Source organism: Pseudomonas sp. 5C2, assembly GCF_034314155.1.
Lineage (GTDB): Bacteria > Pseudomonadota > Gammaproteobacteria > Pseudomonadales > Pseudomonadaceae > Aquipseudomonas.
Window position 1 is genome coordinate 1,295,553 of sequence record NZ_JAVIWH010000003.1, and the last position, 25,496, is coordinate 1,321,048.

Below are 25,496 nucleotides of genomic sequence, written 5' to 3' on the forward strand. Positions count from 1 at the left end.
CTATTTATCAATCGAGTTCATCGGCAGCGCTGCCGCTGCTGTCACCAAAGCTCAGGCCGTGTTTGCGCAACTTGTCGTGCAGGGTTTTGCGTGGCAGCCCCAAGGCTTCGGCGAGGCTGCGCACGGAACTGTGAGGCCGGGTCAGCTCTGCGGCGATCAAGGATCGTTCGAAGCTTTCAACCTGCTCGCTGAGCCCGCCTCCGGTGGTTGGCATGCTGGGGACTTCATTGCCTTCGAGGGCCAGTTCCAGGCCAAGGGCAAAGCGCTCTGCGACGTTCTGCAGTTCGCGCACATTGCCCGGCCAGGTGTGCCGCAACAGCAAGGCGCGTTGGCCCGGTTGCAGTTCGTGTTTGGGCAATCCGTGGCGGGTGCTGGCTGAGTCGGCAAAGTGCTGGAACAGCATCAACGCGTCTTCGCCACGCTCGCGCAGCGGTGGAATTTTCAGCGGTGCGACGTTCAACCGGTAATACAAGTCAGCGCGGAAGCGTCCTTGATCGGCAGACTGACGCAGGTCTTCCTTGGTCGCGGCGATCACCCTGATATCCAGTGGAATCTGCTGATTGCCACCCAAGCGCTCGACCACGCGCTCTTGCAGCAAGCGCAGCAATTTGACCTGCACCTCCAGGCTCATGCTCTCGATTTCGTCGAGAAACAGCGTACCGCCGTTGGCGAATTCGAACTTGCCGATCCGGCGTTTTTGCGCGCCAGTGAACGCGCCCGGCTCATGCCCGAACAGCTCGCTTTCGACGACGGACTCGGCGAGTGCCCCCGCGTTGATCGCGACAAAAGGCCCGGCCCGGCGGTTGGACAGGTCGTGCAAGGCGCGGGCAACCACTTCTTTGCCAGTGCCGGTTTCACCGAGTATCAGCACGTCGGCCTTGGTCGCGGCCAAGGCACCGATCTGTTCACGTAGACGCAACATTGGCGCGGACTGACCGACCAGGCGCGTACTCAATTGGGTCCGATCACTCAAGGCCAGGCGCAGGCTGCGGTTGTCCAGCACCAGGCTGCGCAGATCAAGCGCGCGGCGCACGCTGTCGAGCATGGCGTCGCTGGAGAACGGCTTCTCCAGGAAATCATAGGCGCCGGCGCGCATGGCTTGCACCGCCAACGGCACGTCGCCATGACCGGTCATCAGCAGCACGGGCAGTTCCGGGTCCTGAGTATGCAGTTGTGCGAGCAGTTCGAGCCCGTCGATGCCAGGCATGCGGATATCACTCACCACCACGCCAGGCCAGTCGCGCTCAATGCGACTCGCCAGGCCCTTGGCGTCGGCCAACGCCAGAACGTGCAAGCCGGCAAGGTCCAGGGTCTGGCTGAGGGCGCCTCGCAGATGCGGGTCGTCGTCGATCAGCACCACCTGAATCCGGCTGTCGATGGCGTGGTCCGTACTCATGCAGATAGATCCTCTGGCGGTTGAAGATTGACCCCGGCCGCCCCGGCCTGCAGGTGCAGGGTCAGCAGGGCGCCGCCGTCGGGATGATTGGCGAGCAGTAACTCTCCGCCCAGCGCGCGCATCAGCGTATCGCAAATCGCCAGGCCGAGGCCCAAACCCTGGGTGCGGGTCTTGGTGGTGAAGAACGGCTCGCGGGCACGGGCCAGAGCTTCTTTGGAAAAACCCGGGCCGTTATCGCGGATATACAGATTGACGCCTTCGGGAGTCTGTTCGGCACTCAGCCAGAGTTTGCGTGGCGGACCTTTTTCAGTGAGCGCATCAAGGGCATTGGCCAACAAGTTACCGAGTACCTGACGCAAGCGGGTTTCACCGGCCTGGACCCAGAGTGTCGCGTCCGGCATGTCGCGGATCAGTTCAACTTCCATTGCCCGGCGGCGTTTGGACAGCAGCGCCAAGGCATCGTCGAGCGCCGGTTGCAGGGCGACACTTTCCGGCGCATGCCGATCGCGTCGGGCAAACGCGCGCAGATGGGCAATGATCGAGGCCATGCGTCCGGTGAGTTCGCTGATCAGCTTGAGATTGCCGCGAGCGTCCTCGGTGCGTTCGTGATCGAGCAGCACTTCGGCGTTTTCCGCATAGCTGCGGATCGCCGCCAGCGGTTGATTGAGTTCATGGCTAATGCTGGCAGACATGGTCCCCAGTGCCGAGAGTTTACCGGCCTGCACCAGTTCGTCTTGTGCGCGGACGAGTTCCTGCTGCGCCTGCTCGCGCTCCAGTACTTCTTGCTTGAGTCGACTGTTCAGGCCTTCCAGGTCGGCGGTACGTTCGATTACGCGCATTTCCAGCTCGCGACGGGCCTTGGCTTCGAAGGCAATGCGGTCCAGATAATGGCGCCGGCGTTGCATCATCAGGCCCAGCAGCAGCATCAGCACCAACAGGGTCGCGCCGCCGACAGCGACGGCGGTACGCACCGGTCGGTCGATCAGCCCACGTGGGGCAAGGATACTCACGGCCCAGCCGGTCTCGTCGATCTGCTGGGTTTGCGTCAACCAGGCCTTTTCGTCGAGGTGCAACGGTTTTGGGTTCCGGGTCGGATAGGGCTGGATGGCGTTGATCGCTTGCTGTTCTTCCTGGCTCAGCGGACGGGTTGCGCGAAAGCGCCATTCCGGGTTTGAGGTCAGGATCACCACGCCATTGTGATCGGTCAGCAGCAATTGCTCCGGGGTTATGCCCCACAAGGTCTCGGTGCGGTCCAGATCGACCTTGACCACCAGCACCCCAATCACCTTGTCGCCATCGTGCACGGCACCGGCAAAGAAGTAACCGCGTTTGGCCGAAGTCGTGCCCAAGCCGAAAAAGCGCCCCAGGCCGCCGGCCATGGCTTCACTGAAGTAAGGGCGAAAGGCGAAGTTGCGCCCCACGAAACTGTCGCGCTGGTCCCAGTTGGACGCTGCCAGCGTATTGCCGCTGGGGTCCATCAGGTACATCACCTCTGCCCCGGTCTGTTCGCAAATATCCTTGAGTAACCGGTTGGCGTCTTCCAGAGTGACCTTTTGCTGGGGATTCGCCAACACCGCGCGCAGGGCTGGAAGATCGCCGAGAATTTGTGGCAATACTTCATAGCGATGCAGGGTGCCGAGCAGGTTGGCGACGTAGAGATCAAGCGTCTGGCGGTTCTGGCTGACCAGCTCGTTGCCGTAATAACGCTCGGCCAGATGCTGCAGTGGCCACAACAGCGGCGCAAGACAAAGCGCCAGCAACGCAAGGCTGCGCCAGCGGGGGCGTCGGGCAACGGTGGACGTCGTGATCATAGAAATGCGCCAGATGATGTTCGCCTGACACGGATTATTTGTAGGCACTGACGTGTCTGCGAAAGCGGTGTCCCAGGTACTCCGCGTGACGCCGCTCTCAGACACGTCAGTGCCTACGCCCTCCGGGCAGAAGCTGATCGACCCATTATGCCTACTGCTGACCGGCTAAGCACTCCAGCAACGCGTGATGCCAATCAGGCTGCTGCACCTGCCATTCACGCTGCAGAAGACTGCAATCGAGGCGTGAGTTCAGCGGGCGTTCGGCGGGAGTCGGGTAGGCGCTGGACGGAATCGCTTCCAGCGTCGCGCAGGGCTTGCCTTGTTTGATCAGTTGCTCACCAATGGCCTGAGCAAAACCGAACCACGACGTCTCGCCGCTGGCGGTCAGGTGATACGTACCCCAGGCGCCAGCCTGTCCGTCGCGCCAGTGTTCGATCAGCAAGCGCGTGCTGTGGGCGATGGTGCCGGCCCAGGTGGGTGCGCCGATCTGGTCCGAGACGATGCGCAATTCTGCCCGCTCTTGCAGCAGGCGTTGCATGGTCAGCAGGAAGTTACGCCCGTGCAGGGAGTAAACCCAGCTGGTGCGCAGGATCAGGTGTTTGCCCCCCACCGCCGCAATCGCCTGTTCGCCCGCCAGTTTGCTACGACCATACACACCCAGCGGGTTCGGCAGATCCTGCTCGGTATAGGCCGAGTCTTTTTTGCCGTCGAACACGTAATCGGTGGAGTAGTGAATCAGGGGGATGCCCAGCCGATCAGCTTCTTCAGCGAAAATACCCGGTGCCGTGGCATTGATCGCGAAGGCCAGCTCGGGTTCGTTTTCAGCCTGATCGACTGCGGTGTGCGCTGCCGCATTAATGATCAGGTCTGGACGTAGTGCGCGCACGTGGTCACGAATGGCCTCGGGCTGGCCAAGGTCCAGTTGATCGCGCCCCAGCACGTGCAGTTCGCCGAGATCAGCCAGGCTTTTCTGCAACTCGCGTGACACCTGACCATGCTGTCCACTGATCAATATCTTCAGTGGTGGAGTGGAGGACTGGGTCATGAGAACAGCTCAGCCTCATTCAGGCTTCTGCCGTTTTGATCCTTCTCCGACAGTTTCGGGATGTCGGTGAGCTGCCAGTCAATTGCCAGGTCCGGGTCATTCCAGCGAATGCAGCGCTCGGCACGAGGCTGATAGTAGTCGGTGGTCTTGTAGAGGAATTCGGCGTAGTCGCTGAGCACCAGGAACCCGTGAGCAAAGCCTTGCGGAATCCACAACTGACGATTGTTTTCGGCAGAAAGCCGGATGCTGGCCCAGCGACCGAAGGTCGGTGAGCTGCGGCGAATATCCACCGCGACATCCAGCACTTCTCCCGCCGTGACCCGAACCAATTTGCCTTGGGTGTGTTCCAGTTGGTAATGCAGGCCCCGCAACACGCCCTTTTGCGAGCGTGAGTGGTTGTCCTGAACGAAGTCCGCTTCTATGCCAGTGTCTTGTTTAAAGTCGCGCGCATTGAAGCTTTCATAGAAAAACCCGCGCTCGTCGCCAAATACTTTGGGTTCCAGGATCAGGACCCCAGGCAGTTCAGTCGGCACCACCTTCATTATTGATATTCCCCGGCAAGCTTGAACAGGTATTGGCCATAGCCGGTCTTGCCAAATGCATCTGCGCGGTTGAGCAGGTGCTCGCGGTCGATCCAGCCGTTTTGGAACGCGATCTCTTCCAGGCAAGCCACTTTCAGGCCCTGACGATGCTCAATGGTCTGAACGTACTGCGACGCTTCCAGCAGACTGTCGTGGGTGCCGGTATCAAGCCAGGCAAAACCCCGACCGAAGCGCTCGACCCGCAGATCGCCGCGTTCCAGATAGGCGTTGTTGACGTCGGTAATCTCCAGCTCGCCACGGGGCGAAGGCTTCACCGCTTTGGCGATCTCGATAACGTCATTGTCGTAGAAATACAGACCGGTCACGGCGTAGCTGGATTTCGGCTTTTTCGGCTTTTCTTCGATGGACAGCGCACGGCCACTCTCATCGAAATCAATCACGCCAAAACGCTCTGGATCCTTGACCCAATAACCGAAGACCGTCGCGCCTTTGGGGTGCTCGGCGGCACTTTGCAACTGCTCGCTGAAATGCTGTCCGTGGAAAATGTTGTCGCCCAGAATCAGGCACACCGGGTCATCGCCGATGAATTCTTCGCCGATCAGAAACGCCTGGGCCAGGCCGTCCGGAGTGGGCTGTTCCTTGTAGTGAAAATGCACGCCAAACTGGCTGCCATCACCCAGCAGGTTGCGATATTGCGGCAAGTCCTGCGGGGTGGAAATAACCAGGATTTCACGGATGCCGGCCAGCATCAGGACCGAGATCGGGTAATAGATCATCGGTTTGTCATAGACCGGCAGCAATTGTTTGGAAACACCAAGGGTGATGGGGTGCAGACGCGTGCCCGAACCGCCAGCCAGAACGATGCCTTTCATCATGCGATCAAATCCTTAAGGTCAGTGAATCCCAGTCGTTCGCCTTGGTAGCTGCCGTCCTGGACCCTACGGCACCAGTCTAGGTTATCCAAATACCACTGCACGGTTTTGCGCAGACCCGATTCGAATGTTTCTTCAGGGGTCCAGCCCAGCTCGCGCTCGATCTTGCTGGCGTCGATGGCATAGCGCATATCGTGGCCTGGGCGATCGGTTACGTAGGTGATCAGATCAGCGAAATTCGCTACACCCGGCGGATGCTCAGGCGCCAGTTCTTCAAGTAGCGCGCAGATGCCGCGCACCACATCGATATTCTTTTGCTCATTGTGCCCGCCGATGTTGTACGTCTCGCCGACAACACCCTCGGTTACCACTTTAAGCAGCGCCCGGGCGTGATCTTCGACATACAGCCAGTCGCGTACTTGCAGGCCATTGCCATACACCGGTAGCGGTTTACCCGCCAAGGCGTTGAGGATCACCAGCGGGATGAGCTTCTCCGGGAAGTGGAACGGCCCGTAGTTATTGGAGCAGTTAGTGACGACAACCGGCAGGCCATAGGTGCGGTGCCAGGCCCGAACCAGGTGATCGGACGCCGCTTTGCTGGCCGAATACGGCGAGCTTGGCGCGTAAGGCGTGGTTTCGGTGAACAGGTCATCGACGCCGTGCAGGTCGCCGTACACCTCGTCTGTAGAAATATGGTGGAAGCGGAACGCCGCACGTTCGGCTTCAGGCAGCTTGCTCCAGTAGGCGCGTGTGGCCTCAAGCAGGCTGTAGGTGCCGACGATGTTGGTCTGAATGAATTCCGCCGGACCATCAATAGAACGGTCAACGTGGGACTCAGCAGCCAAATGCATAATCGCGTGGGGCTCGAAGCGTGCCAGCACAGCGCTGACAGCGGCCTGATCAACGATATCGGCCTGCACAAACTCATAGCGGGTGTTGGTCGCAATGCTTTGCAGCGACTCCAGATTGCCGGCGTAGGTCAGTTTGTCGTAATTGAGGACTTCGTGATCGGTGTTCTGGATCAGGTGACGGATCAGCGCCGAACCGATAAAGCCGGCACCGCCTGTAACGAGGATTCGCATGAGTTTGCCTTCTTCCTTGGATGGACGTTAAGCGGATGAGACATAGCTTGTCGGCAGGAGAGGGCAGGTGCAAGAGCGATTGATCGAGAAAACGCTACAAAGCCATGAAAAAAACACATGAGGAGCAGGTTGCGCGCCATAAAACTGTCGCGACTGAAGTTGGTGACCATAAACACCTAAATTTTTTGAGTTTTCCCGTGCGTTAAGTGCGGCGAAAAAAAACGCAGAAGGTCGTCCGCGCGCCCGCGATCCTGTAGATACCGTATTGATCCCCAATGAGCATGCGCCCACTGCGTCCTCTCTGCCGTTCATAGAAGCCGTTCATTTCTTCCTTATTGTGGTTTTTCCTGAACACACCCCTTGCGCATCGCCCAGCCAACTGGCGATATAGGCCGCTAACAAGAACCGTTGAGGTCGTCATGTCGCTCGCCACGTTGATTCATCGTTCCAGTCTGCCGTGCCCGGAAGTCAGCGCCGAGCAGGCGTTGCTATTGCTTGAGCAGCATTACGGGTTGAGCGGCACGCTCAAGGAGTTGGGTAGCCAGCAGGATCGTAACTATTTGCTCGACAGCGCTCAGGGGCGCTATGTCTTGAAGATTTGCCACGGTGATTATTCGTTGCGCGAGCTTCAGGCACAGCACGCGGCGTTGGGGCATTTAGGGGCGGAGCCGGGGTTGCGTGTGCCTCGGGTGATGGCGGCCAGCAACGGTGAGGAATTGCTTTCGCTGGAGATCGGCGGTCGGACGGTGCAGGCGCGGTTGCTTGAGTTCATCGACGGTCAGTCGTTAGCCCATTTGCCCCACCTGAGCCGCGACGTGGTGGTGGGATTGGGTGAACTGTGCGCTCAGGTCGACCTGGCGCTGGCGAGTTTTCAGCACGCGGGGCTGGAGCGAACGCTGCAGTGGGACCCGCGGCATGCCGATGCGTTGATCAGGCATCTATTACCGGTCATCAATAACGCTGAAGAGCGCGCCTTGCTCGCACACGCCGCCGAGCAGGCGGCGCACCGCTTACGACCGCTGGTGGCGAAGCTGCCGGTGCAGGCGATTCACCTGGATATCACCGAATATAACGTGGTCTGGGTACGCGATCAGCAGCGCCAATGGCAGTTGCAGGGCTTGATTGATTTCGGGGACTTGGTCACTACCTGGCGAGTTGCCGACCTGTCAGTGACGTGCGCGGCGCTGTTGCACCATGCCGATGGCAATCCGCTGTACATCCTGCCGGCGATTCAGGCGTATCAGGCCATCAACCCGTTGCAACCCGAAGAGTTGCAGGCGCTGTGGCCATTGATCGTCGCGCGGGCCGCGATTCTGGTGCTCAGCAGCGAGCAGCAGGCCAGCATCGAACCGCACAACACTTACATCCAGGCCAATTTGCAGAGCGAGTGGGGTATCTTCGATGTGGCCACTTCGGTGCCTCTCGAATTGATGGAGGCGGCGATTCTGGCCAGCGTCGGGCTGGCTCAGCCAGAGACCCGCGCTGAATCGTTCTTGCCCCTGCTGCCCAGCCTGAGTGGTCGCGAATTCACCCCTGTCGACCTGGGTGTGCTCAGTACGCACTTCGCCGCCGGCAATTGGGAGAAGCGCGGTATCGATGAACAGCTGTTGTTCGAAGCGGGCATCAAAAGCGGACTGGCCTCGACCCGATATGGTGAATACCGCTTGTCGCGCACGGTCCCCGACAGCGCTAAAGAGCCTGACACCTGCGCTTTGCATGTCGAACTGCATGTGCCTTCAGGCACTGAGCTGCATGCGCCATTCGGCGGCACGTTGCGTCTGACCGCTGATGCTGCGCTGTGGCTGATCGGCGAGCAGATGAATCTGCGCGTGTGGGGCGTGACCTCTTCGCTGGACTCAGGGTGTGCCGTGCGTGCAGGTCAGGAGATTGGTCAGAGCAGCGGCTCTTTGATCGTCCAGCTGTGTCGCGTGACCGATATCAGTCCGCCGTTGTTCAGTACTCCTTCGTGGGCGCCAGCCTGGCAAGTGGTATGCCCTTCGCCCGCCGCGCTACTGGGATTCGATTGCGATGCGCCGCCGATTGAAGACTCAGCGAAGCTGCTGGCGCGTCGCGATGCCAGCTTCGCCCGGTCGCAGAAGCACTATTATCAGGACCCGCCGCAGATCGAGCGGGGCTGGCGCAATCACCTGATTGATATGCAGGGTCGGTCTTATCTGGACATGCTCAACAACGTCGCGGTATTGGGGCATGGGCACCCGCGCATGGCCGAAGAATCCGCACGCCAGTGGTCGTTGCTCAACACCAACTCGCGCTTTCATTACGCGGCCATCGCCGAATTCTCCGAACGATTGCTGGAGCTGGCGCCGGACTCCATGGACCGGGTGTTTCTGGTCAACAGCGGCACCGAAGCCAATGACCTGGCGATTCGTCTTGCCTGGGCTTACAGCGGCGGGCGCGACATGCTCAGCGTGCTGGAGGCGTATCACGGCTGGTCAGTGGCGACCGATGCCATCTCCACCTCGATTGCCGACAATCCGCAAGCCTTGAGCACCCGGCCTGATTGGGTGCACCCGGTGACAGCGCCGAATACCTATCGCGGTGAGTTCCGTGGCAGCGACAGCGCGCCGGATTACGTACGCAGCGTCGAACACACGCTGGCGGAGCTGGCCAGCCAGGAACGTCAGGTCGCCGGTTTCATCTGTGAGCCGGTGTACGGCAACGCGGGCGGAATCTCGTTGCCACCAGGCTATCTGCAGCAGGTATATGCCAAGGTCCGCGCCCAGGGCGGGGTGTGCATCGCTGACGAAGTTCAAGTGGGTTACGGCCGTTTGGGCCATTACTTCTGGGGCTTCGAAGAGCAGGGCGTGGTGCCGGACATCATCACCATGGCCAAGGGCATGGGCAACGGCCAGCCATTGGGTGCGGTCATCACCCGTCGGGAAATTGCCGAAGCGCTGGAGGCCGAGGGTTATTTCTTCTCATCTGCGGGCGGTAGTCCGGTCAGTTGCCGCGTCGGCCTGGCCGTACTGGATGTGATGGACAAGGAACAGCTGTGGGAAAACGCCCGAGTGGTAGGCGGTCATTTCAAGGCCCGCCTGGAAGCCTTGATCGATAAACATCCATTGGTCGGTGCGGTGCATGGCTCCGGCTTCTATCTGGGCGTGGAGTTGATCCGCGACCGTGAAACTCTGGAGCCTGCCACTGAGGAAACCGCCTACCTGTGTGATCGACTGCGTGAGTTAGGGATCTTCATGCAGCCCACCGGTGACTACTTGAACATCCTCAAGATCAAGCCGCCGATGTGCACCACCCGGCAGAGTGTGGATTTCTTTGTGGATACGGTGTCGAAGGTGCTGGGCGAACTCGGCTGACTCGAATTCATTCGCGAAGTGTGAGGCAAGTAAAGCAGGCCTGATAATCGATTGTTATCGACCTAGAGGCCTGATTATTTTTGCTTTCCGTCTAATCATCCTTCCAAAGCCGATTTTTATCGGCTATAAAGTTGCCAAGATTGTCACGGGTCCTCTGCTAAGGTGAGGGCCCCACCGCATTTGCCCAGGAGGAGATTTCCATGAGCCGTATCGTTACTGTCGCCGCCACCCAGATGGCCTGTTCCTGGGATCTTGAAGCGAACATCGAAACCGCTGAAAAGCTGGTGCGCGAAGCCGCTGCCAAAGGCGCGCAGATCATCCTGATTCAGGAATTGTTCGAGACCCCGTATTTCTGCCAGAAGCCGAACCCGGACTATCTGCAGTTGGCCACGCCCATGGAAGAAAACGTCGCCATCAAGCACTTCCAGAAAGTCGCTAAAGAACTGAAAGTCGTGCTGCCGATCAGCTTTTTCGAACTGGCGGGACGTGCACGCTTCAACAGCATCGTGATCATCGACGCTGACGGCACCAACCTCGGGATTTATCGTAAAAGCCACATCCCGGATGGCCCTGGCTATCATGAGAAGTACTACTTCAACCCGGGCGACACCGGCTTCAAAGTCTGGCAAACCCGTTACGCGAAAATCGGCGTGGGTATCTGTTGGGATCAGTGGTTCCCGGAATGCGCCCGCAGCATGGCGTTGCTGGGTGCGGAAATCCTGTTCTACCCAACGGCCATCGGCAGCGAGCCGCATGACAAGACCATCAGCTCCCGCGACCACTGGCAGCGCGTGCAACAAGGCCATGCCGGCGCCAACCTGATGCCGCTGATCGCCAGCAACCGTATCGGTAACGAAGAGCAGGACGGCTACGACATCACGTTCTACGGCTCGTCGTTTATTGCTAACCAGTTCGGCGAAAAAGTCGCAGAGCTCAACGAAACCGAAGAAGGCGTACTGGTTCACAGCTTCGACCTCGACGAGCTTGAGCACACGCGTAGCGCGTGGGGCACTTTCCGTGATCGTCGTCCTAACTTGTACGGCGCGATCAAAACGCTCGACGGTTTCCTGGAGTCCTGATCGCCATGACCACGCTGAAAAGCACACCACGCGCCGATGGCTTCTATATGCCTGCCGAATGGGCGCAGCAGACCCAGACTTGGATGATCTGGCCCGAGCGGCCGGACAACTGGCGCCTGGGCGGCAAGCCGGTACAGAGCGCCCATGTCGTGTTGGCCAAAGCCATCGCGCGTTTCGAGCCGGTGACCGTGGGTGTTTCTGCCGCGCAATACGACAACGCTCGTGCGCGCCTCGATGTGCCGAACATTCGCGTCGTGGAGATCAGCAACAACGATGCCTGGATACGCGATACCGGGCCAACCTTCGTCATTAATGACAAGGGCCAAGTGCGCGGCGTCGACTGGGGCTTCAACGCGTGGGGTGGTTTCGACGGCGGTCTGTACGCGCCGTGGAACTTCGACGAGCAGGTGGCCAGCAAGGTGCTGGAGATTGAACGTTGCCCACGCTATGTGACCGAAGGCTTTGTGCTTGAGGGCGGCTCGATTCACGTCGACGGCGAAGGCACACTGATTACCACCGAAGAATGCCTGCTCAATCGCAACCGTAATGCGCATCTGTCTCGCGAAGAGATCGAAGCGGTGCTGCGTGATCATCTGGCGGTAGAGAAGATCATTTGGCTGCCGGACGGCCTGTACAACGACGAAACCGACGGCCATGTGGATAACTTTTGTTGCTACGTGCGCCCCGGTGAAGTGTTACTGGCGTGGACCGATGATCCAAAAGACCCCAACTATCCACGTTGCCAGGCGGCGATGCGCGTCCTGGAACACGCGCACGACGCCAAGGGTCGCCCGTTTATTGTGCATAAAATGCCCATTCCCGGTCCGCTGTTTGCCACCGAAGAAGAGTGTGCAGGCGTCGATCAGGTGCACGGCAGTCAGGAGCGCAACCCGACGGTGCGGCTGGCTGGCTCTTACGTTAACTTCCTGATAGTCAATGGAGGCCTTATTGCGCCTGGCTTTGACGACCCTCTCGACGAAACGGCGCGTGAGATTTTGCAGCGTCTGTTCCCGGAACATGAGGTTGTCATGGTGCCAGGCCGCGAACTGTTGCTTGGTGGCGGGAATATCCACTGCCTGACCCAGCAGCAACCGGCCCCCCACAAAGGCTGAGTTGGTCTTGTTCTTGCTATTAAAGCCCATCAATTGATGGGCTTTTTATTGGCGTCAAATCGCTGACCCATACTGTCCTTCTCGGGGCTGTCATAAAGCACAGGTACATTTAGCCGCTCAAGACTCAAGAGGTTGTCCCCCATGAACGCAGGTATTGAGCAGCCCTTTGCTCGTAGTTTGTCTGCAAGTAGCGAATCACGCCAGTTGATGGCGGACTGGTTAAGGACAACCAGAAGATCCCAGGCGCCGGAGCCAGACTCACGACAGTTGTTGCAGGCTCGCTACCCGGTTGGATTGATCAGCGACGCAGAGCTAGACGCATTGATGCTGATTCTGGACCGCTGAGTTTTCAAAATTGACACCCCGGTAACCCACGGCTAGGATTCGCGCCCGCCTGTGGCTACCCGCCATGTACGTAGCATCAGTAGTCCACTGCGATGATTTCGTGCGGGCCTTCTGAGTCGGTCCGATTGACCAGACTCAAAGGCCGCAACCCCTGTCCGGCCAAGGCCACAGCGCGTGATCAACTCGCATTAAGGAAAACAAGATGTTGAATGTACGTATTGGCGTGATCGCCGTGATCGTCATGTGCGCCACTCAGGCAATGGCCGATGGACAAGCGGATTCCAAAGGTTTTGTCGAGGACAGCAGCCTCAACCTGCTCTTGCGCAACGCTTACATCAGCCGTGATTACAAGAACGGCGTTCAGGACAGGGCCGAATGGGGTCAGTCCGTCACCGCTGATTTCGCATCGGGCTTCACCCAGGGCACCGTTGGCTTTGGCGTCGATGCATTTGCGATGTACGCGGTGCGTCTGGACGGCGGTAAAGGCAAAAGCGGCCGTGCGGGTATCGACTTTTTCAAGCAGGACAGCAGCGGCGAAGCGGCTGACGATCTGGCCAAAGGCGGCGGTGCCGTCAAAGTACGTTTCTCCAATACCGTGATCAAGTACGGCGAGCAAATGCCGTCGCTGCCAGTGTTGAGCTACGACAACGTGCGTCTGCTGCCTGAAAGTTTCACCGGCACCCTGATCACGTCCAAGGAAATCGAAGGCCTTGAGCTGAATCTGGGCCGGTTCACCGCCGAGTCGCGTAAAAGCGTTGAAGGCCGTGACAGCGGTGATCTGAAGAAAATCGACGTCTACGGAGGTAGCTACAAATTCACAGACAGTTTCAGCGCAGCGTTCTATGCCTCCAACGACGAAGAAGTACTGAAGAAGCAATACCTCAACCTTAACTACGTGTTTGCACTCCAGAAGGACGAGTCGCTGACATTCGACTTCAACGGGTACAAGACCACGCTGGACAAAGATTTCGCTGTCAACGATGCACGAGACAACAAAATCTGGAGCCTGGCGGCGACCTACGCCCTCGGTATCCACTCCTTCACCCTCGCTCACCAGCGCAGCACCGGCGATACCGGCTACAAATACGGCGGTTATCGCAACGCGGGCGGTACGGGTGATGGCGGTAACACCATCTACCTCGCCAACTCCTACTGGTCTGACTTCAACGCCAAAGACGAACGTTCCTGGCAACTGGGTTACGGGGTCAACCTGGGCACGCTCGTGATGCCAGGCCTGACCTATAAAGTCGCCTACGTACGTGGCAACCACATCGACGACGGCTCCGGCCGCGGCAATGGCGAAGAACGCGAAATCTTCAGCCAGTTGCAATACGTCGTACAGACTGGCCCGGCGAAAAACCTCTCCGTGCGCCTGCGCAACTCCTTCTTGCGCGTCTCGGACAACGCCAGTTTCTACAATGATGAAGGTAACGAACCCCGTATCTTCGTCGACTACCCGATCAACATTTTCTGATGCTTGAACGTGTGACGCGCTGATAAAAAACGCCTCGGGTCGATCGGGGCGTTTTTGTGTGCGGGGTACATTAAATACAAGGCCGCAACCGCCTTCGTCTATAGAGGCAGGCTCATGGACTGATGGCGACAACCCATGACGCTCGTTACCATGCGCCTATCTTCTCGCTCCCGGTCACCGTAATGGCCCTCGCTGCTCCGCCCGACCTCAGTGACACCGCCGTCCCCGTGCAGCCCCTGGCGCGGACGTATCCGCGTGGCCTGTATATCGAGCCGCACGAGCATGTCTGGGGGCAGGTGCTGTACGCCATGTCCGGCGTCATGTGGCTTGAAACCCCGCACGAAGCGCTGGTCGTGCCGCCGCAACGTGCGGTGTGGTTACCGCCGGGCGTGGTGCATGGGATTCGGGTGGTGTCGGACCTGGAAATGCGCAACATCTACCTGCGCCCGGCGATTGCCGCGACGCTGGAAAGCACAGTGCAGGTCATCGAAGTCGGACGGCTGCTGCGTGAGCTGATCCTCAATCTGGTGGAGCAGGCTCAGGATCAACAGCGGCAGGACTATTACGACGCGGTCGTAGACCTTGCGTTGCTGGAGTTGAGGCGAGCCAAGCGCACCGTGCTGAAAATCCCCTTGCCCGATAGCTCCGACCGGCGCCTGATCAACCTGTGCCAGGCGGTGATGGCGTCGCCCTCGCTGGATGTGTCCTTCGAGCAACACGCGGAAAATGCTGGCGCCAGCGTGCGTACCCTGGCGCGTCTGTTTCAAGCTGCACTGGGCATGGGCTTCGCTGAGTGGCGGCGACAGGTGCAATTGGCAACGGCGGTCGCCGAGCTGATTCAGGGGGTACCGATCAGCACCATCGCGCGCGATCTCGGTTATTCGCCCAGCAGCTTCAGCGATATGTTCCGTCGTGAACTGGGCATGAGCCCTTCGCAGTACCCGGTCGGCGAGCGTGCGGCCTGACGACGGCCCGCGTGATTGTCTGACGTTGTTTGGCAGTAAAGCAGAAGCAGTTGACCGACAGCTTCCTGCGCCTCCTCCTACACTCGGGACACCTAAAACACGGTCGCTCAGCCGCACAGCGCAACGCGACGTCCAGAGATGGAGTTCCTTATGAATGCCCTGCAATTTTCCAAAACCGGCGACCTCGCGGCCCTGCACTACATTGACGTGCCCAAACCCACCCCCGCTCAAGACGAAGTACTGATCCAGGTGAAAGCCGCCGGCCTCAACCCCAGCGACGTGAAAAATGTACTCGGGCGCTTTCCCTACACCACCCTGCCGCGCATCCCCGGTCGGGACTTCTCCGGTATCGTCGTGGAAGGTCCGCAGGCACTGATCGGACAGGAAGTCTGGGGCACGGGTAAAGAACCGGGCTTCATCCGCGACGGTTCGCATGCCGAGTATTTGACCCTGCCCGCCAAAGGCGTCGCCCTCAAGCCCAAAGCCTTGAGCTTTGCCCAGGCTGCCAGCCTTGGCGTCCCGTTCACCACTGCGTGGGATGCACTGGAGCGGAGCCTGGTGACTGCTGACACGCGCCTGTTGGTGATCGGCGCCAACGGTGCAGTCGGCAGTGCCGCCCTGGCTCTGGCAAAAATCCGTGGTGCCCACGTGCTCGGCGCAGTGCGTCGCCCCGAGCACGTTAAAGCGCTCAACGACCGAGGCTTCAACGCCATCCAGCTCGACACACCCGAAGACCTCGCCGCCAGCGTCAACGCAGTTTTCACCGGCGGCGCCGACGTCATCTTCGACACCACTGGCTTCTGGCTTCCTGCCGCCGTCACTGCCCTGGCCCCCTTCGGCCGCATCGCCATCATCGCCGCGCCTGCGGATGGGCACGTGCATCTGCCCGCGTTGGCGCTGTATCGCAAAGGTGGGTCTGTTGTGGGCATCAACTCATTGCTCTACGGGACAGAGGCGTGTGCCGGGATGCTGGATCAATTTGGGCGGTTTTTTGATGAAGGATTATTGCCTTTGCCGACCGGGTTGTTTGAGTCGCCATTGAGTGAGGGGCTGGCGCGGTACGAGGAGGTTAACAAGGGGAGTGGGGATAAGGTGGTTTTGCTGCCTTAAGACAGGGGTCAGAGGCCGGTTTGCCGGCCTCCAAGACGTCGCGCCAGGGATTGTTACCGTTTCGGTAAAGAACATTATGCTTCTTTTGGGTATAACTATATAACCATCCTTGTAAACTACACACATGCCCTAGCAAACGAACTCAGCAGAGCATGGTACTTCGTGTTAGACCTAACTTTAAAAGGGTCTAGCAACTTCTTCCGCCTCCTCGGCAAGTGAAGTCAGTCGGTTGTGATTGATTTAAAGGCCTGTAAATAACATGAAAAGTTTAATCGTACTTGCGTTGGTCGGCTTCTCTACAATCGCCGCGGCTGACGAAGTGCAAGCTGTTAATAGCGCAGCTGTTGAACAGTACACGTACTCTATGAATCTAGATATTGCTAAAGTTATTCACATGGATTCAGTGCCGGACACCTGCGGTGTCGTTCCGATGCACATGACTTACGAAGACCACAAAGGTCAGCGTCACACCCTCGAATACAGCGTGATGGGTAACGGCTGCTCAAACGGCTAAGCCTCACGCTTCAGATCGACATGTGACCCAAGCCCCCTCTTATGAGGGGGCTTTTTGTTGTGTGCTCGATAAGGCGTACGTCCTCGGTAACGGCTGCTGGTCATCCGCAGCCCGCAGGCCAAGGCACGGACTGATCGGCGCAACGCCTGGGAAAACACCGCCTCAGGGATTGTTACCGTTTCGGTAAAGAATATTATGGTTCTTTTGGGTTTAACTAAATACCCACCCTTGTAAACTAACCCCATTCCCTGGTAACCGAAACAAACAGGGCATGGTACTTCGTGTTAGACCTAACTCTAAACGGTTTAACAACTTCTTCCGCCACGTTGGCAAATGAAGTCAGTCAGTTGTGATTGATTTAAAGGCCTGTAAATAAAATGAAAAGTTTAATCGTACTTGCGTTGGTCGGCTTCTCCTCAATCGCAGCAGCTGGCGAAGTGCAAGCCGTCAACAACCCAGCCGTTGAACAGTACACATACGCCACAGAACTTGATGTCGCTAAAGTGATTAGCATGGACTCAGTCCCTGACACATGTGGTGTTGTTCCGGTGCAAATGACTTACGAAGACCATCAAGGTCAGCGTCACACCCTCCAATACAGCGTGATGGGTAACGGCTGCTCAAACGGCTAAGCCTCACGCTTCAAGCAGAGACGTGACCCAAGCCCCCTCCTGATGAGGGGGCTTTTTGTTGTGTGTGGCGGAAAGGCATCAAGGGTGCAGAGATCTGAAATTTAAGTAGGACGGATCGCAAAGTGCTTCAGCGCTGCGATTAAGGTCATGCCTTACCGTAGACTCGGAGCGTGGCATGAGGCCACTCAGCGACTAAGGACGGCAGATGTATCAATACAAGATGGTTCAGGTTCCACCCAACATCGAAGTAAAGGTCAAGAACTCAGGCACTGAAGCCGCCGTGTATTTGGAGTCGATCGCCAATCAATACGCAGAGCAGGGTTGGGAGTTCTACCGCGTAGACAGCGTCGGCGTTCAGATCAAGCCCGGTTGCTTTGAAGCACTTTTTGGAAAAAAAGCCGATTTCAGCACCTACTACGTCATTACCTTCCGCAAGCCTCGGTGATGATTCGGCTGTTACTGGCGCTCATACGCCTGTATCAAGCCATGGCCCCTCAAAGGTTGAGAGGGGCCTGCCGGTTTGAGCCGTCGTGTTCCTGCTATGGCAAATTGGCCATCGAAAGATACGGTCCCTGGAAGGGGAGCCGGATGACGTTCAATCGTATCTGCCGATGCCGAATCCCCAACGGCGGAGAGGATTACCCGTAAGCTCTCCAGAGGAATTGTGCCCGTGCCGAGCCATTCCTTCCGTGCTTGTCGACTCCATGCAGCTGCCAGCACCCTGGATTGCAGCTGCTACGCTTGTCTTTGTGACGATTATTCGTTTTTTTCCCATGATTTCGCCGGAAAAACGGCAGAGAGAACTGCTCGCGCCAGTTATTTAGACGCGCCGGAAAATAAATAACCTCACCCAGTAAACACTAAGCCTAATGGCTGGCCGTGGTTTGACTAGTTCTGGCGCCCAAGCGAGTTGGATTTCGTTGAGCAAAGGAGTGGACATGTCTGCCGACAAGAAAAAAACTATCAAAAGTAAAACAAAAGCAGAGGCATTCGGGATTTTCGAGCCGGTCTTTCGCTCGCGCAAAGAACGCGTGCATGCAGGCGAGAGCTTGCTTGAGGGCATGCCACATTCGAGTCACGCCGTATGGAAACCACCGCGCAAACACCGTGACCCTATCGATGTCCTGGAAGAGTCCAACCGGTATCGGCTAGCCAGTCTGGTACCTGTCCGCTATGGGCGTATGTTGCGCAGCCCGTTTACTTTTCTGCGCGGCTCTTCGGGGTTGATGGCATATGACTTGGCCACCACCCCGAACACAGGTATTCAGGTACAGGCCTGCGGGGATTGCCACCTATTGAACTTCGGATTGTTTGCGACCCCCGAGCGCAATCTGATTTTCGACATTAACGATTTCGACGAAACGACGCCCGCACCGTGGGAATGGGATATCAAGCGTCTGGCGATCAGTTTTACCGTGGCTGCGCGCGATAACGGCCTCACCGACAAGGAGGCCGAGGCGAGCGCCGTCGAATGTGTGCGTGCTTATCGCGAGCGTCTGCGCGAATGTTCGAAGATGAGTCCGCTGGAGGTTTGGTACGACCGTCTGGATGCCCAAACGATTGTTGATATGGCCCCCAATGCCAAAGTCAAAAAGGCGCGGGAGCAATTGATTGAAAAAGCAAAGATGCGTGTAGGTGATTACCTTTATCCCACAATCAGTGGCGAGGTCGGGGGGCGGCGGCGTCTGATCGATCAACCGCCCATACTTTTTCACATTTATGAAAAAGACTTTGAGCAGCGCGTTTATAAGGCATTGCAGGATTATCGATTATCCCTGCCGCACGAGCGCCGCGTGCTCTTCGATCGTTACCGTCTGGAAGACATCGCTCTCAAAGCCGTCGGCATCGGTAGCGTGGGTACCCGTTGTTTTGTCGGTCTGTTTTTTTCCGCAGAAAACCATCCTCTGCTCCTGCAATTCAAGGAAGCTTGTCCCTCCGTACTCGAGCCTTATGCGGGCAAGAGCATTTATGACAATCACGGGCAGCGCGTTGTCACGGGGCAGCGGCTGATGCAGTCCTCCAGCGATATTTTTTTGGGCTGGACGCAAGGCCAAAGAGGACGGGATTTCTTTGTGCGCCAGTTACGGGACATGAAAATGTCCGCGCCTGTAGAAGGCGCATCGTTCGCACAAATGAAGATGTATGCCGAGCTGTGCGGTCTTACCCTGGCCCGTGCTCACGCCAAATCCGGGGATGCGGCGCTGATCAGTGGCTACCTGGGCAAGTCGGACACTTTCGACCAGGCCATCGGCGAATTTGCCCTGACCTATGCGGACCAAAACGCAAAAGACCATGCGGCGCTGGTGGCTGCAGAGAAGTCCGGACGGATCAAAGCGCTGATAGAGGAAGATTGATGACGCCGATCCGCTGTGTAGCATTGCTCACCGCAGCCTGCTACTTAGGTGGGTGCGGAACAATGGGGCCAACCTCGATTCAGCGCGATCGTACAGACTACGGCGGTGTTCTTTCCACGACCTGGAAAGAGCAGACGCTGCTCAATGTCGTCAAGTTGCGCTACGGGGACGTACCGGTGTACCTGGATGTCACGTCAATGATCAGCTCCACCGCGATGGAGAGTCAGGTCAGCCTGGGCGCGAGCTGGTTTTCGGGATGGCCTAACGATGGAGATAGCCAAGCCATCGGCGCATACGGCCGTTACACGGACCGACCGACGATCAGCTACACACCACTCTCCGGGGAGAAATTCTCACGCTATCTGCTGCACCCGCTATCACCGGCTTCCGTGTTCTCCCTTGTCCAGGCGGGCTATCCCGTGGATCGCGTGCTGCAATTGACTACCCGCGCCATTAACGGCGTCTATAACCGATCCACATCGCCCACCCGTGCCCGGGCTGCGGATCCACGTTTCTATCAGGTGCTTGAGACGCTAAGACGGATACAGCGGTCGGAATCGCTGGGCATGCGAATTAATCCGGGCGCTGACAGTGACGCCGTTCTGGTTATCATCAATCAGGGCGTTCCTGAAAGCGTCCTGAAGGACAGCCACTTTGTGCGCGAAACCCTTCATCTGCGTCCCGACACAAGTGAACTGACATTGACCTTCGGTATGGTGTCGAGGAGCGATACGGAGGTCGCCCTGCTCACGCGCTCCATGTCGGAAATATTCCTAGAGCTTGCCGCGACCATCGAGGTGCCTCCCCAGCACCTGAAGGAAGGACGCGCAAACCCGGCAGCGGCCGCACCTGATAACCCAAGCCCGTGGGACGACCCGCTGGTACGTATCCACTCGAGCGTGGAGCGACCCGCCGATGCGTATTCCGCCGTTCGCTATCGTGGCTATTGGTTCTGGATCGACGACCGCGACATGAAGTCCAAATCGGAATTCCTGTTCATTCTCGTGCTGTTCTCCCTGGCCGAAACCGGCGTACCGCCGCAGGCGCCAGTGATCACCGTGCCCGCGAACTGATACCGACGTGCTGTACACCCGGGCCACTGGCTGGCGAAATCAGGCCAGAGGATCAGGCCTGACTATTGATTACCGCAGTCTTTAAATGTGTAAAAACTACATTTTGGAGGGTCGCAATGAATCCGAATTTCCAACCTTCATTCCGAATCGCAGACGCCATCGCCCTGGCGACAACGCTTCACGCCGATCAAACCCGCAAGGCCACCGGTATTCCCTATTTGTCCCACCTCATGGGGGTCGCCTGCCTGGTAATGGAGCACGGAGGGGATGAAGACCAGACCATTGCCGGCTTACTCCACGATGCGGTGGAAGATGCCGGCGCGCATGCCGAAGCACAGATCAGAACGCAGTTCGGCGAACGAGTCACCCGCATCGTGCTCGGCTGCACCGATGGTGTACCGGACGAAAATGGCGAGAAGGGTGATTGGCATACCCGCAAGCAGCGCTATTTGGATCATCTGCCCGATGCGCCAGCAGAGGTCTTGTTAGTCTCCGGCTGCGACAAACTGCACAACGCTCGCGCAATCGTGAGCGATCTCAATACCCATGGCCCCAAGATGTTCTCTCGTTTCAATACTGGGAAGGACGGCACCCTGTGGTACTACGATCAACTGGCAAGCGCCTTCCAGACTTGCCTGCCAAGCCCACTCGCTGACGAACTGACCCGCACAGTGGCCGAGATGAAGCGTTTGGCGGATTGACGTAGGCTGACAGAACGCCAAAACGAAAAAACCCGCCAGAAGGCGGGTTTTCGGGGGGTTCAGAGATTTTGAAAGCCTTCTCTGGAACCTTGTATGGTGCGGCACCAGGAGTCGAAAAATATTGTAACCTGCTGATAAATAGACTTTTTTAAACCGCAAGACGGATTTCTATCTCTAAAATTATCCTATTGTCTTAAACTAATATCGTACGCTACCACCTGATCAAGTTTTACCACTCTATTTTGACTGCTCTCTCGGTTTGATGTTGTGGTGCAACGGTCGGTTTTGGGTACATTGACTGTAAGTATGATTAACGTATTGGAGGACCCATGACTACAATGGTCGATGTATTAGATACTGCGGTAAAAATCGGACTTGGAGCAGTGATAAGTGGTGTTGTTACATTTTGGCATACAAGGCAAAAAGAAAGAGGAGAAAGCTTAAGTCGGTTGAATTCAAAGCGCCAAGAGCTTTTGGAAAAAGCGGCGTCGCAAGTTGAGCAGGTAAATCATGTTTATCTTAAGTATTGGGCTTTAGTCGTTGAGGCTACACGCTACGATCTATCCGGGACTGAGTGGCCTCAAAAAAGAGTTCGAGAACTTGATGAAACTAAAGACGAACTTTTTCAGTCATTTAAGTATTTCACGGATGCTGAATCAAAAATTTTGTTGATAAGCGAGCCTGAGATTTATGATCTTATGAGGGGCTACGGGGAATTGGTTGTGAAGTTTAGGCGCGGGATATACGTAGGAAAGCCCGGCCTTGATGAGTGTCAAATTAGTTTGGAGAAATCAGAAATAAAAGTAGCGCGCGAAAAGTTATTTCGGTCCTTGAGTAAGGCATATATCAATGGCCTGCACTGATGAGGTTGGATAGAATTTTAGTGTTAGTCATTCATCGGTTGGCGCGTATTGTGGTGCCTGCGGATTGAAATTTAAAAAAGTAGATAATTTTATCTAATGTGGAAGGCCTATGACCAAATATTTCATGGCTCTAGTTTTTCTACGAGCTGCTGCCAAGCATTGTGAGATCTTTTTGATAAAAAAACCGACAGGTTTAAGGGGGTTCCGCCATTTCCAAGTGTGAGCATCAAAAAACCAGTATATGCTTTATCTAGTAGCTTGAGATGAGATTCGCACGTCTCCCTGTCCGTAAATGAAGGATGAGGTTTCGCTTCAGGATGAGTGTGCCATAACCCTACGACATGCAAACCATTTGAAAACATGGTTTGTCGATCCCTAACTAACTGTTTTTTATTGGGTTTCCAATGGGTTCTATCCCGTTGGTCAGAGCTATAAGGCCCCGTAATTTCGTTAACTACAACTATGCTATCAGAAATGTTTCTAGAGAAAATTTGACCACCGGATTCGTAGTCAGATGATTTAATTTGTGCGTGTTTGTACAGATGCTCTAGTACATTGGATTTTATTACTAGCAAAGCTGTTGTGTCTGGAAACTGGAAGTATCTATCCTTTGTTTTCAAATCTGCCTCGTAATTATGGCGCCATCGATATTGTTTGGTAAAATTGCCCAGTTTCTGCGCTCCGCTATATATTTTTGAATGCTGGTGTATGCATGTCCTCTAACCCAGCTTTTTATTTTAACTTGGTCTGTTGGTTTGTTTGACAATGCAGAAAGGCATTCTTCTGCAGTAATGCCTGCGGCAAGCGACAACTGATCTAAAGTATACGGTGCGAAGCGACTGCTACAGCCTGGCTCTGATAATAAATAGTCCTTTGGCCAGCCCTCGAAAGCATGAGCCTCATTCCACAGATTCAACCCATTGATGTTCCACTTCGTCTGATCATAAAATATGACCACGTGAGCTGCAGTAATAAATGGTTCCATCCATGCTGTTACTAAAGTCACATGTTGGGTTGACCTCTTAGTGGCAATTAGCTCTCGAACAGTACGTTCGCCAGTAGCGTCGATAATCAGGTTAAATTTTGAGATGTCTGTTTGCTTGAGCCATTTTTGGGCCGAGCAATGCTCTGGGACTAATTTGCAGTTTGGAGTGTCCGCGCCTTTTACAGATGATAGTTGAGAAGCCTTGGATTTCCCTAGGCTCTTTATGCCAAGAGTGTGCCTGCCTATATTGGCAGGCTTGAAAATGTCAGAGTCGATAAGATGGATTTCCCCGACTCCTGAGTGAGTTAGAATGTGTAAAATATGGCTGCCGAGTGAGCCTGCGCCAATTAGCGCTATTTTTGAATTGGTGTAATTAACAATGTTTAAGTCTTCATATCTTCCAAACAACCAATCGGGGTCCGTTTTTTCGCAGATGATTGGGCGCATTACCTTGAGTTTCCCCTCTGCCGGTAGATAGTACCCATAATCACAGTTGGGAGCCCTTAGAACGATTAACCTTGCAACGCTAAAATTTTTGCCGTTAAAGAATTTTTGGGTTTCTTTTATTCCAATAGCAGCGCGGCAGCGGCGTTTTGCAAGGTAGTTGTCGCGTCAGCTGTGTTTTATGCGGCTATTTTCAGTGTCGGTAACTCCCTTTCCGGATTGAGTGTGACCGCGCCGATGGGCTGCCAATTGCGTGTCGCACCTGACCAGCGATGTGGATGTTGATTACGAGCTTGCTGATACAGGGCATGACGCTTGGCCAAGATCTCTTGATCATCTCCTCGATGACGCTGCGCCGGGGTCACGAAGCGGATGCGGCTGTGGCGGTGTTGGTGGTTGTACCAGCGGATAAAATCGCGCACCCAGCTGCGTGCCGCGTCCAAATCTGCAAAACCACCAGGAGGCCATTGCGGGCAATATTTCAGGGTTCTAAACAGCGATTCTGAGTAGGGATTATCGTTACTCACCCGTGGTCGTCCGCGTGACGGGGTGATGCCGAGTTCGTACAGTTTGCTCAGCAACGTCACCGATTTCATCGGTGCACCGTTGTCCGAGTGCAGCACTAGGGGCCGTCCGGCGCAGCGTTCGGTGAGCACGGTGCGCTGCATCAGTTCGGCCGCCAGCTCGCCACTTTCTTGCTCGTAAACTTCCCAGCCCACGGCCTTTCGGCTGTAGATGTCCTCGATCAAATACAGATAGTAGTACTTCCCACGCACTGGCGATGGCAAGTAGGTGATGTCCCAAGACCAGACCTTATTGGCTGTGGTTGCGCTGTGAGTTGTCGGCGCAGCATGCTTGTGCGGTGCATGGCTGCGGCCACGTCGGTGCTGCTGATCAGCTTCCTTCAGGACGCGGTAAAAGGTTGCCTCTGAGGCCAGATAACGACCTTGATCGGCCAGTATCGGGACGATCTGGCTGGGCGGCAGGCTGACGAATGGCGGACTGTTGCAGACCTCTAAAATAGCGCAACGCTCCTGTTCACTCAGGGCATTAAGTGGTCGCGGACGTGACGTGGTGGTGCGCACGTCGGCCTGCATCACAGGCGTCAGCGCCCAGCGTTGCAGGCTGCGCAGCGACAGCCCGATCTCCGCGCTGGCAATAGTTTTGCGTGCACCAGAAGCAACGGCTTGGTTAAAACGTTCAACGAGTTGTTGCCGTTCTGGCAGCGAGGTCAGACGTCCTCGCTGTCGTTTCCCCAGAAGGCATTCATCTTTTTTCGCAGCACCAGAATCGCGGCGGTTTCTGCGAGCGCCTTGTCCTTGCGCCGCAGTTCACGCTCCAACTCGGCGATGCGTTTTTTGTCGGCGCGCGCCTGTTCTCGCTCGGCCTGGCGCTGTGCCTGGGCTGTTAGCTGGCCACTGATGCAGGCCTGTCGCCAAGCGCCGATTTGCTCGGGGTACAAACCCTTGCTGCGACAGTATTCGCTAAGCTCGATCTCGCTCAACGTGGCCGTGTGCAACACCGCTGCGAACTTGGCTTCAGCCGACCAGTTATCGGCACTGCTTTTATCTCCGGGCACCACTGCGCCTCCTGCTTTGAGCTTGGTTCGCCAAGCATACAGGGTGGCTTGAGAGATGCCTTCTTGACGCGACAACTCGGCCACGGACATGTTTTGAGGCGGCAGCAATTTGTTGATAAGGGCCGCTTTACGCTCAGGTGAATAGCTCGACATTACAGCTCTCTTTGGCGCCCCCGATCTATCGTT

The 25,496-nt window shown here is 56.6% G+C and carries 24 protein-coding genes; 15 read left to right on the top strand and 9 right to left on the bottom strand.

Features of this window, described 5'->3' with window-relative positions:
- Positions 1 to 7 precede the first annotated feature (7 nt).
- The 6 genes from RGU44_RS20745 to rfbB form a co-directional block, all read right to left on the bottom strand.
- Positions 8 to 1,396, bottom strand: a complete 1,389-nt coding sequence (locus tag RGU44_RS20745) for a sigma-54 dependent transcriptional regulator (RefSeq protein ID WP_322218908.1) — start codon at positions 1,394 to 1,396, stop codon at positions 8 to 10.
- Positions 1,393 to 3,207, bottom strand: a complete 1,815-nt coding sequence (locus RGU44_RS20750) for a sensor histidine kinase (RefSeq protein WP_322218910.1) — start codon at positions 3,205 to 3,207, stop codon at positions 1,393 to 1,395. Before RGU44_RS20750 ends, RGU44_RS20745 begins: the two co-directional genes overlap by 4 nt.
- Positions 3,208 to 3,358: 151 nt before the next feature.
- Positions 3,359 to 4,252 carry a dTDP-4-dehydrorhamnose reductase gene (gene rfbD, locus RGU44_RS20755; RefSeq protein ID WP_322177303.1) on the bottom strand — a complete coding sequence of 298 codons (894 nt, stop codon included), beginning with the start codon at positions 4,250 to 4,252 and terminating at the stop codon, positions 3,359 to 3,361.
- The gene (gene rfbC, locus RGU44_RS20760; protein WP_322177304.1) at positions 4,249 to 4,794 is read right to left on the bottom strand and encodes a dTDP-4-dehydrorhamnose 3,5-epimerase; all 546 of its coding nucleotides are present in this window, start codon (positions 4,792 to 4,794) and stop codon (positions 4,249 to 4,251) included. Before rfbC ends, rfbD begins: the two co-directional genes overlap by 4 nt.
- Positions 4,794 to 5,669: a glucose-1-phosphate thymidylyltransferase RfbA gene (gene rfbA / locus RGU44_RS20765; protein WP_219063769.1), complete on the bottom strand. Its 876-nt coding sequence runs from the start codon at positions 5,667 to 5,669 to the stop codon at positions 4,794 to 4,796. Before rfbA ends, rfbC begins: the two co-directional genes overlap by 1 nt.
- Positions 5,666 to 6,748, bottom strand: coding sequence for a dTDP-glucose 4,6-dehydratase (gene rfbB, locus RGU44_RS20770; protein ID WP_322177305.1), 1,083 nt, complete (start codon positions 6,746 to 6,748; stop codon positions 5,666 to 5,668). The genes rfbA and rfbB overlap by 4 nt, the downstream gene beginning before the upstream one ends.
- 419 nt (positions 6,749 to 7,167) lie before the next feature.
- Here rfbB and RGU44_RS20775 point away from each other — a divergent pair, with 419 nt between their 5' ends.
- The 15 genes from RGU44_RS20775 (at position 7,168) to RGU44_RS20845 (ending at position 22,302) form a co-directional block, all read left to right on the top strand.
- A complete protein-coding gene (locus tag RGU44_RS20775; protein WP_322177306.1) occupies positions 7,168 to 10,080 on the top strand; it encodes an aminotransferase in 2,913 nt (970 codons plus the stop codon).
- Between the two features lie 200 nt (positions 10,081 to 10,280).
- Entirely contained in the window at positions 10,281 to 11,159 is an 879-nt protein-coding gene (gene aguB / locus RGU44_RS20780; RefSeq protein WP_322218913.1) for an N-carbamoylputrescine amidase, read from the top strand.
- A 5-nt stretch (positions 11,160 to 11,164) separates the two neighbouring features.
- A complete protein-coding gene (gene aguA / locus RGU44_RS20785; RefSeq protein WP_322218915.1) occupies positions 11,165 to 12,271 on the top strand; it encodes an agmatine deiminase in 1,107 nt (368 codons plus the stop codon).
- A 141-nt stretch (positions 12,272 to 12,412) separates the two neighbouring features.
- Positions 12,413 to 12,616 carry a hypothetical protein gene (locus tag RGU44_RS20790; protein WP_322177309.1) on the top strand — a complete coding sequence of 68 codons (204 nt, stop codon included), beginning with the start codon at positions 12,413 to 12,415 and terminating at the stop codon, positions 12,614 to 12,616.
- Positions 12,617 to 12,818: 202 nt separating this feature from the next.
- On the top strand, positions 12,819 to 14,090 hold the full coding sequence (locus tag RGU44_RS20795) for an OprD family porin (protein ID WP_322218918.1): 1,272 nt from the start codon (positions 12,819 to 12,821) through the stop codon (positions 14,088 to 14,090).
- 182 nt (positions 14,091 to 14,272) lie between these two features.
- Positions 14,273 to 15,055 carry a helix-turn-helix transcriptional regulator gene (locus RGU44_RS20800; RefSeq protein WP_322278486.1) on the top strand — a complete coding sequence of 261 codons (783 nt, stop codon included), beginning with the start codon at positions 14,273 to 14,275 and terminating at the stop codon, positions 15,053 to 15,055.
- Positions 15,056 to 15,205: 150 nt separating this feature from the next.
- On the top strand, positions 15,206 to 16,165 hold the full coding sequence (locus RGU44_RS20805; RefSeq protein ID WP_322277806.1) for a zinc-binding alcohol dehydrogenase family protein: 960 nt from the start codon (positions 15,206 to 15,208) through the stop codon (positions 16,163 to 16,165).
- Positions 16,166 to 16,424: 259 nt separating this feature from the next.
- The gene (locus tag RGU44_RS20810; RefSeq protein ID WP_322177312.1) at positions 16,425 to 16,679 is read left to right on the top strand and encodes a DUF2790 domain-containing protein; all 255 of its coding nucleotides are present in this window, start codon (positions 16,425 to 16,427) and stop codon (positions 16,677 to 16,679) included.
- 377 nt (positions 16,680 to 17,056) lie between these two features.
- Positions 17,057 to 17,311: a DUF2790 domain-containing protein gene (locus RGU44_RS20815; RefSeq protein ID WP_322177313.1), complete on the top strand. Its 255-nt coding sequence runs from the start codon at positions 17,057 to 17,059 to the stop codon at positions 17,309 to 17,311.
- Positions 17,312 to 17,516: 205 nt separating this feature from the next.
- A complete protein-coding gene (locus RGU44_RS20820) occupies positions 17,517 to 17,756 on the top strand; it encodes a DUF4177 domain-containing protein (protein WP_322177314.1) in 240 nt (79 codons plus the stop codon).
- Positions 17,756 to 17,959 (top strand): membrane protein insertion efficiency factor YidD, encoded by a 204-nt coding sequence (gene yidD / locus RGU44_RS20825; RefSeq protein WP_322277807.1) that lies wholly within the window; start codon positions 17,756 to 17,758, stop codon positions 17,957 to 17,959. The genes RGU44_RS20820 and yidD overlap by 1 nt, the downstream gene beginning before the upstream one ends.
- 290 nt (positions 17,960 to 18,249) lie before the next feature.
- Positions 18,250 to 19,665, top strand: coding sequence for a DUF2252 domain-containing protein (locus tag RGU44_RS20830; RefSeq protein ID WP_322277808.1), 1,416 nt, complete (start codon positions 18,250 to 18,252; stop codon positions 19,663 to 19,665).
- Positions 19,665 to 20,738 carry a hypothetical protein gene (locus tag RGU44_RS20835; protein ID WP_322177316.1) on the top strand — a complete coding sequence of 358 codons (1,074 nt, stop codon included), beginning with the start codon at positions 19,665 to 19,667 and terminating at the stop codon, positions 20,736 to 20,738. Before RGU44_RS20830 ends, RGU44_RS20835 begins: the two co-directional genes overlap by 1 nt.
- A gap of 116 nt (positions 20,739 to 20,854) precedes the next feature.
- Complete coding sequence (locus RGU44_RS20840) at positions 20,855 to 21,439, top strand: HD domain-containing protein (RefSeq protein WP_322277810.1); 585 nt, start codon at positions 20,855 to 20,857, stop codon at positions 21,437 to 21,439.
- A gap of 329 nt (positions 21,440 to 21,768) precedes the next feature.
- Positions 21,769 to 22,302 (top strand): hypothetical protein, encoded by a 534-nt coding sequence (locus tag RGU44_RS20845; protein ID WP_322277811.1) that lies wholly within the window; start codon positions 21,769 to 21,771, stop codon positions 22,300 to 22,302.
- 122 nt (positions 22,303 to 22,424) lie between these two features.
- Here RGU44_RS20845 and RGU44_RS20850 read toward each other — a convergent pair whose 3' ends face one another.
- The 3 genes from RGU44_RS20850 to RGU44_RS20860 all read right to left on the bottom strand — a co-directional run bounded on the left by RGU44_RS20850 (position 22,425) and on the right by RGU44_RS20860 (position 25,463).
- A complete protein-coding gene (locus tag RGU44_RS20850) occupies positions 22,425 to 22,922 on the bottom strand; it encodes a Mov34/MPN/PAD-1 family protein (RefSeq protein WP_322277812.1) in 498 nt (165 codons plus the stop codon).
- On the bottom strand, positions 22,919 to 23,734 hold the full coding sequence (locus RGU44_RS20855; protein WP_322277813.1) for a ThiF family adenylyltransferase: 816 nt from the start codon (positions 23,732 to 23,734) through the stop codon (positions 22,919 to 22,921). The genes RGU44_RS20850 and RGU44_RS20855 overlap by 4 nt, the downstream gene beginning before the upstream one ends.
- Positions 23,735 to 23,910: 176 nt before the next feature.
- A protein-coding gene (locus tag RGU44_RS20860) for an IS3-like element ISPpu4 family transposase (protein ID WP_250690811.1) occupies positions 23,911 to 25,463 on the bottom strand; the annotation gives its coding sequence in 2 pieces (ribosomal slippage) (positions 23,911 to 25,001 and positions 25,001 to 25,463; 1,554 coding nt in all).
- Positions 25,464 to 25,496 lie beyond the last annotated feature (33 nt).

Excerpts from the sequence above, each read along its gene's own strand:
- RGU44_RS20745 (WP_322218908.1), bottom strand. The coding sequence starts at position 1,396 with ATGAGTACGGACCACGCCATCGACAGCCGGATTCAGGTGGTGCTGATC.
- RGU44_RS20750 (WP_322218910.1), bottom strand. The coding sequence starts at position 3,207 with ATGATCACGACGTCCACCGTTGCCCGACGCCCCCGCTGGCGCAGCCTT.
- rfbD (WP_322177303.1), bottom strand. The coding sequence starts at position 4,252 with ATGACCCAGTCCTCCACTCCACCACTGAAGATATTGATCAGTGGACAG.
- rfbC (WP_322177304.1), bottom strand. The coding sequence starts at position 4,794 with ATGAAGGTGGTGCCGACTGAACTGCCTGGGGTCCTGATCCTGGAACCC.
- rfbA (WP_219063769.1), bottom strand. The coding sequence starts at position 5,669 with ATGATGAAAGGCATCGTTCTGGCTGGCGGTTCGGGCACGCGTCTGCAC.
- rfbB (WP_322177305.1), bottom strand. The coding sequence starts at position 6,748 with ATGCGAATCCTCGTTACAGGCGGTGCCGGCTTTATCGGTTCGGCGCTG.
- RGU44_RS20775 (WP_322177306.1), top strand. The coding sequence starts at position 7,168 with ATGTCGCTCGCCACGTTGATTCATCGTTCCAGTCTGCCGTGCCCGGAA.
- aguB (WP_322218913.1), top strand. The coding sequence starts at position 10,281 with ATGAGCCGTATCGTTACTGTCGCCGCCACCCAGATGGCCTGTTCCTGG.
- aguA (WP_322218915.1), top strand. The coding sequence starts at position 11,165 with ATGACCACGCTGAAAAGCACACCACGCGCCGATGGCTTCTATATGCCT.
- RGU44_RS20790 (WP_322177309.1), top strand. The coding sequence starts at position 12,413 with ATGAACGCAGGTATTGAGCAGCCCTTTGCTCGTAGTTTGTCTGCAAGT.
- RGU44_RS20795 (WP_322218918.1), top strand. The coding sequence starts at position 12,819 with ATGTTGAATGTACGTATTGGCGTGATCGCCGTGATCGTCATGTGCGCC.
- RGU44_RS20800 (WP_322278486.1), top strand. The coding sequence starts at position 14,273 with ATGGCCCTCGCTGCTCCGCCCGACCTCAGTGACACCGCCGTCCCCGTG.
- RGU44_RS20805 (WP_322277806.1), top strand. The coding sequence starts at position 15,206 with ATGAATGCCCTGCAATTTTCCAAAACCGGCGACCTCGCGGCCCTGCAC.
- RGU44_RS20810 (WP_322177312.1), top strand. The coding sequence starts at position 16,425 with ATGAAAAGTTTAATCGTACTTGCGTTGGTCGGCTTCTCTACAATCGCC.
- RGU44_RS20815 (WP_322177313.1), top strand. The coding sequence starts at position 17,057 with ATGAAAAGTTTAATCGTACTTGCGTTGGTCGGCTTCTCCTCAATCGCA.
- RGU44_RS20820 (WP_322177314.1), top strand. The coding sequence starts at position 17,517 with ATGTATCAATACAAGATGGTTCAGGTTCCACCCAACATCGAAGTAAAG.
- yidD (WP_322277807.1), top strand. The coding sequence starts at position 17,756 with ATGATTCGGCTGTTACTGGCGCTCATACGCCTGTATCAAGCCATGGCC.
- RGU44_RS20830 (WP_322277808.1), top strand. The coding sequence starts at position 18,250 with ATGTCTGCCGACAAGAAAAAAACTATCAAAAGTAAAACAAAAGCAGAG.
- RGU44_RS20835 (WP_322177316.1), top strand. The coding sequence starts at position 19,665 with ATGACGCCGATCCGCTGTGTAGCATTGCTCACCGCAGCCTGCTACTTA.
- RGU44_RS20840 (WP_322277810.1), top strand. The coding sequence starts at position 20,855 with ATGAATCCGAATTTCCAACCTTCATTCCGAATCGCAGACGCCATCGCC.
- RGU44_RS20845 (WP_322277811.1), top strand. The coding sequence starts at position 21,769 with ATGACTACAATGGTCGATGTATTAGATACTGCGGTAAAAATCGGACTT.
- RGU44_RS20855 (WP_322277813.1), bottom strand. The coding sequence starts at position 23,734 with ATGCGCCCAATCATCTGCGAAAAAACGGACCCCGATTGGTTGTTTGGA.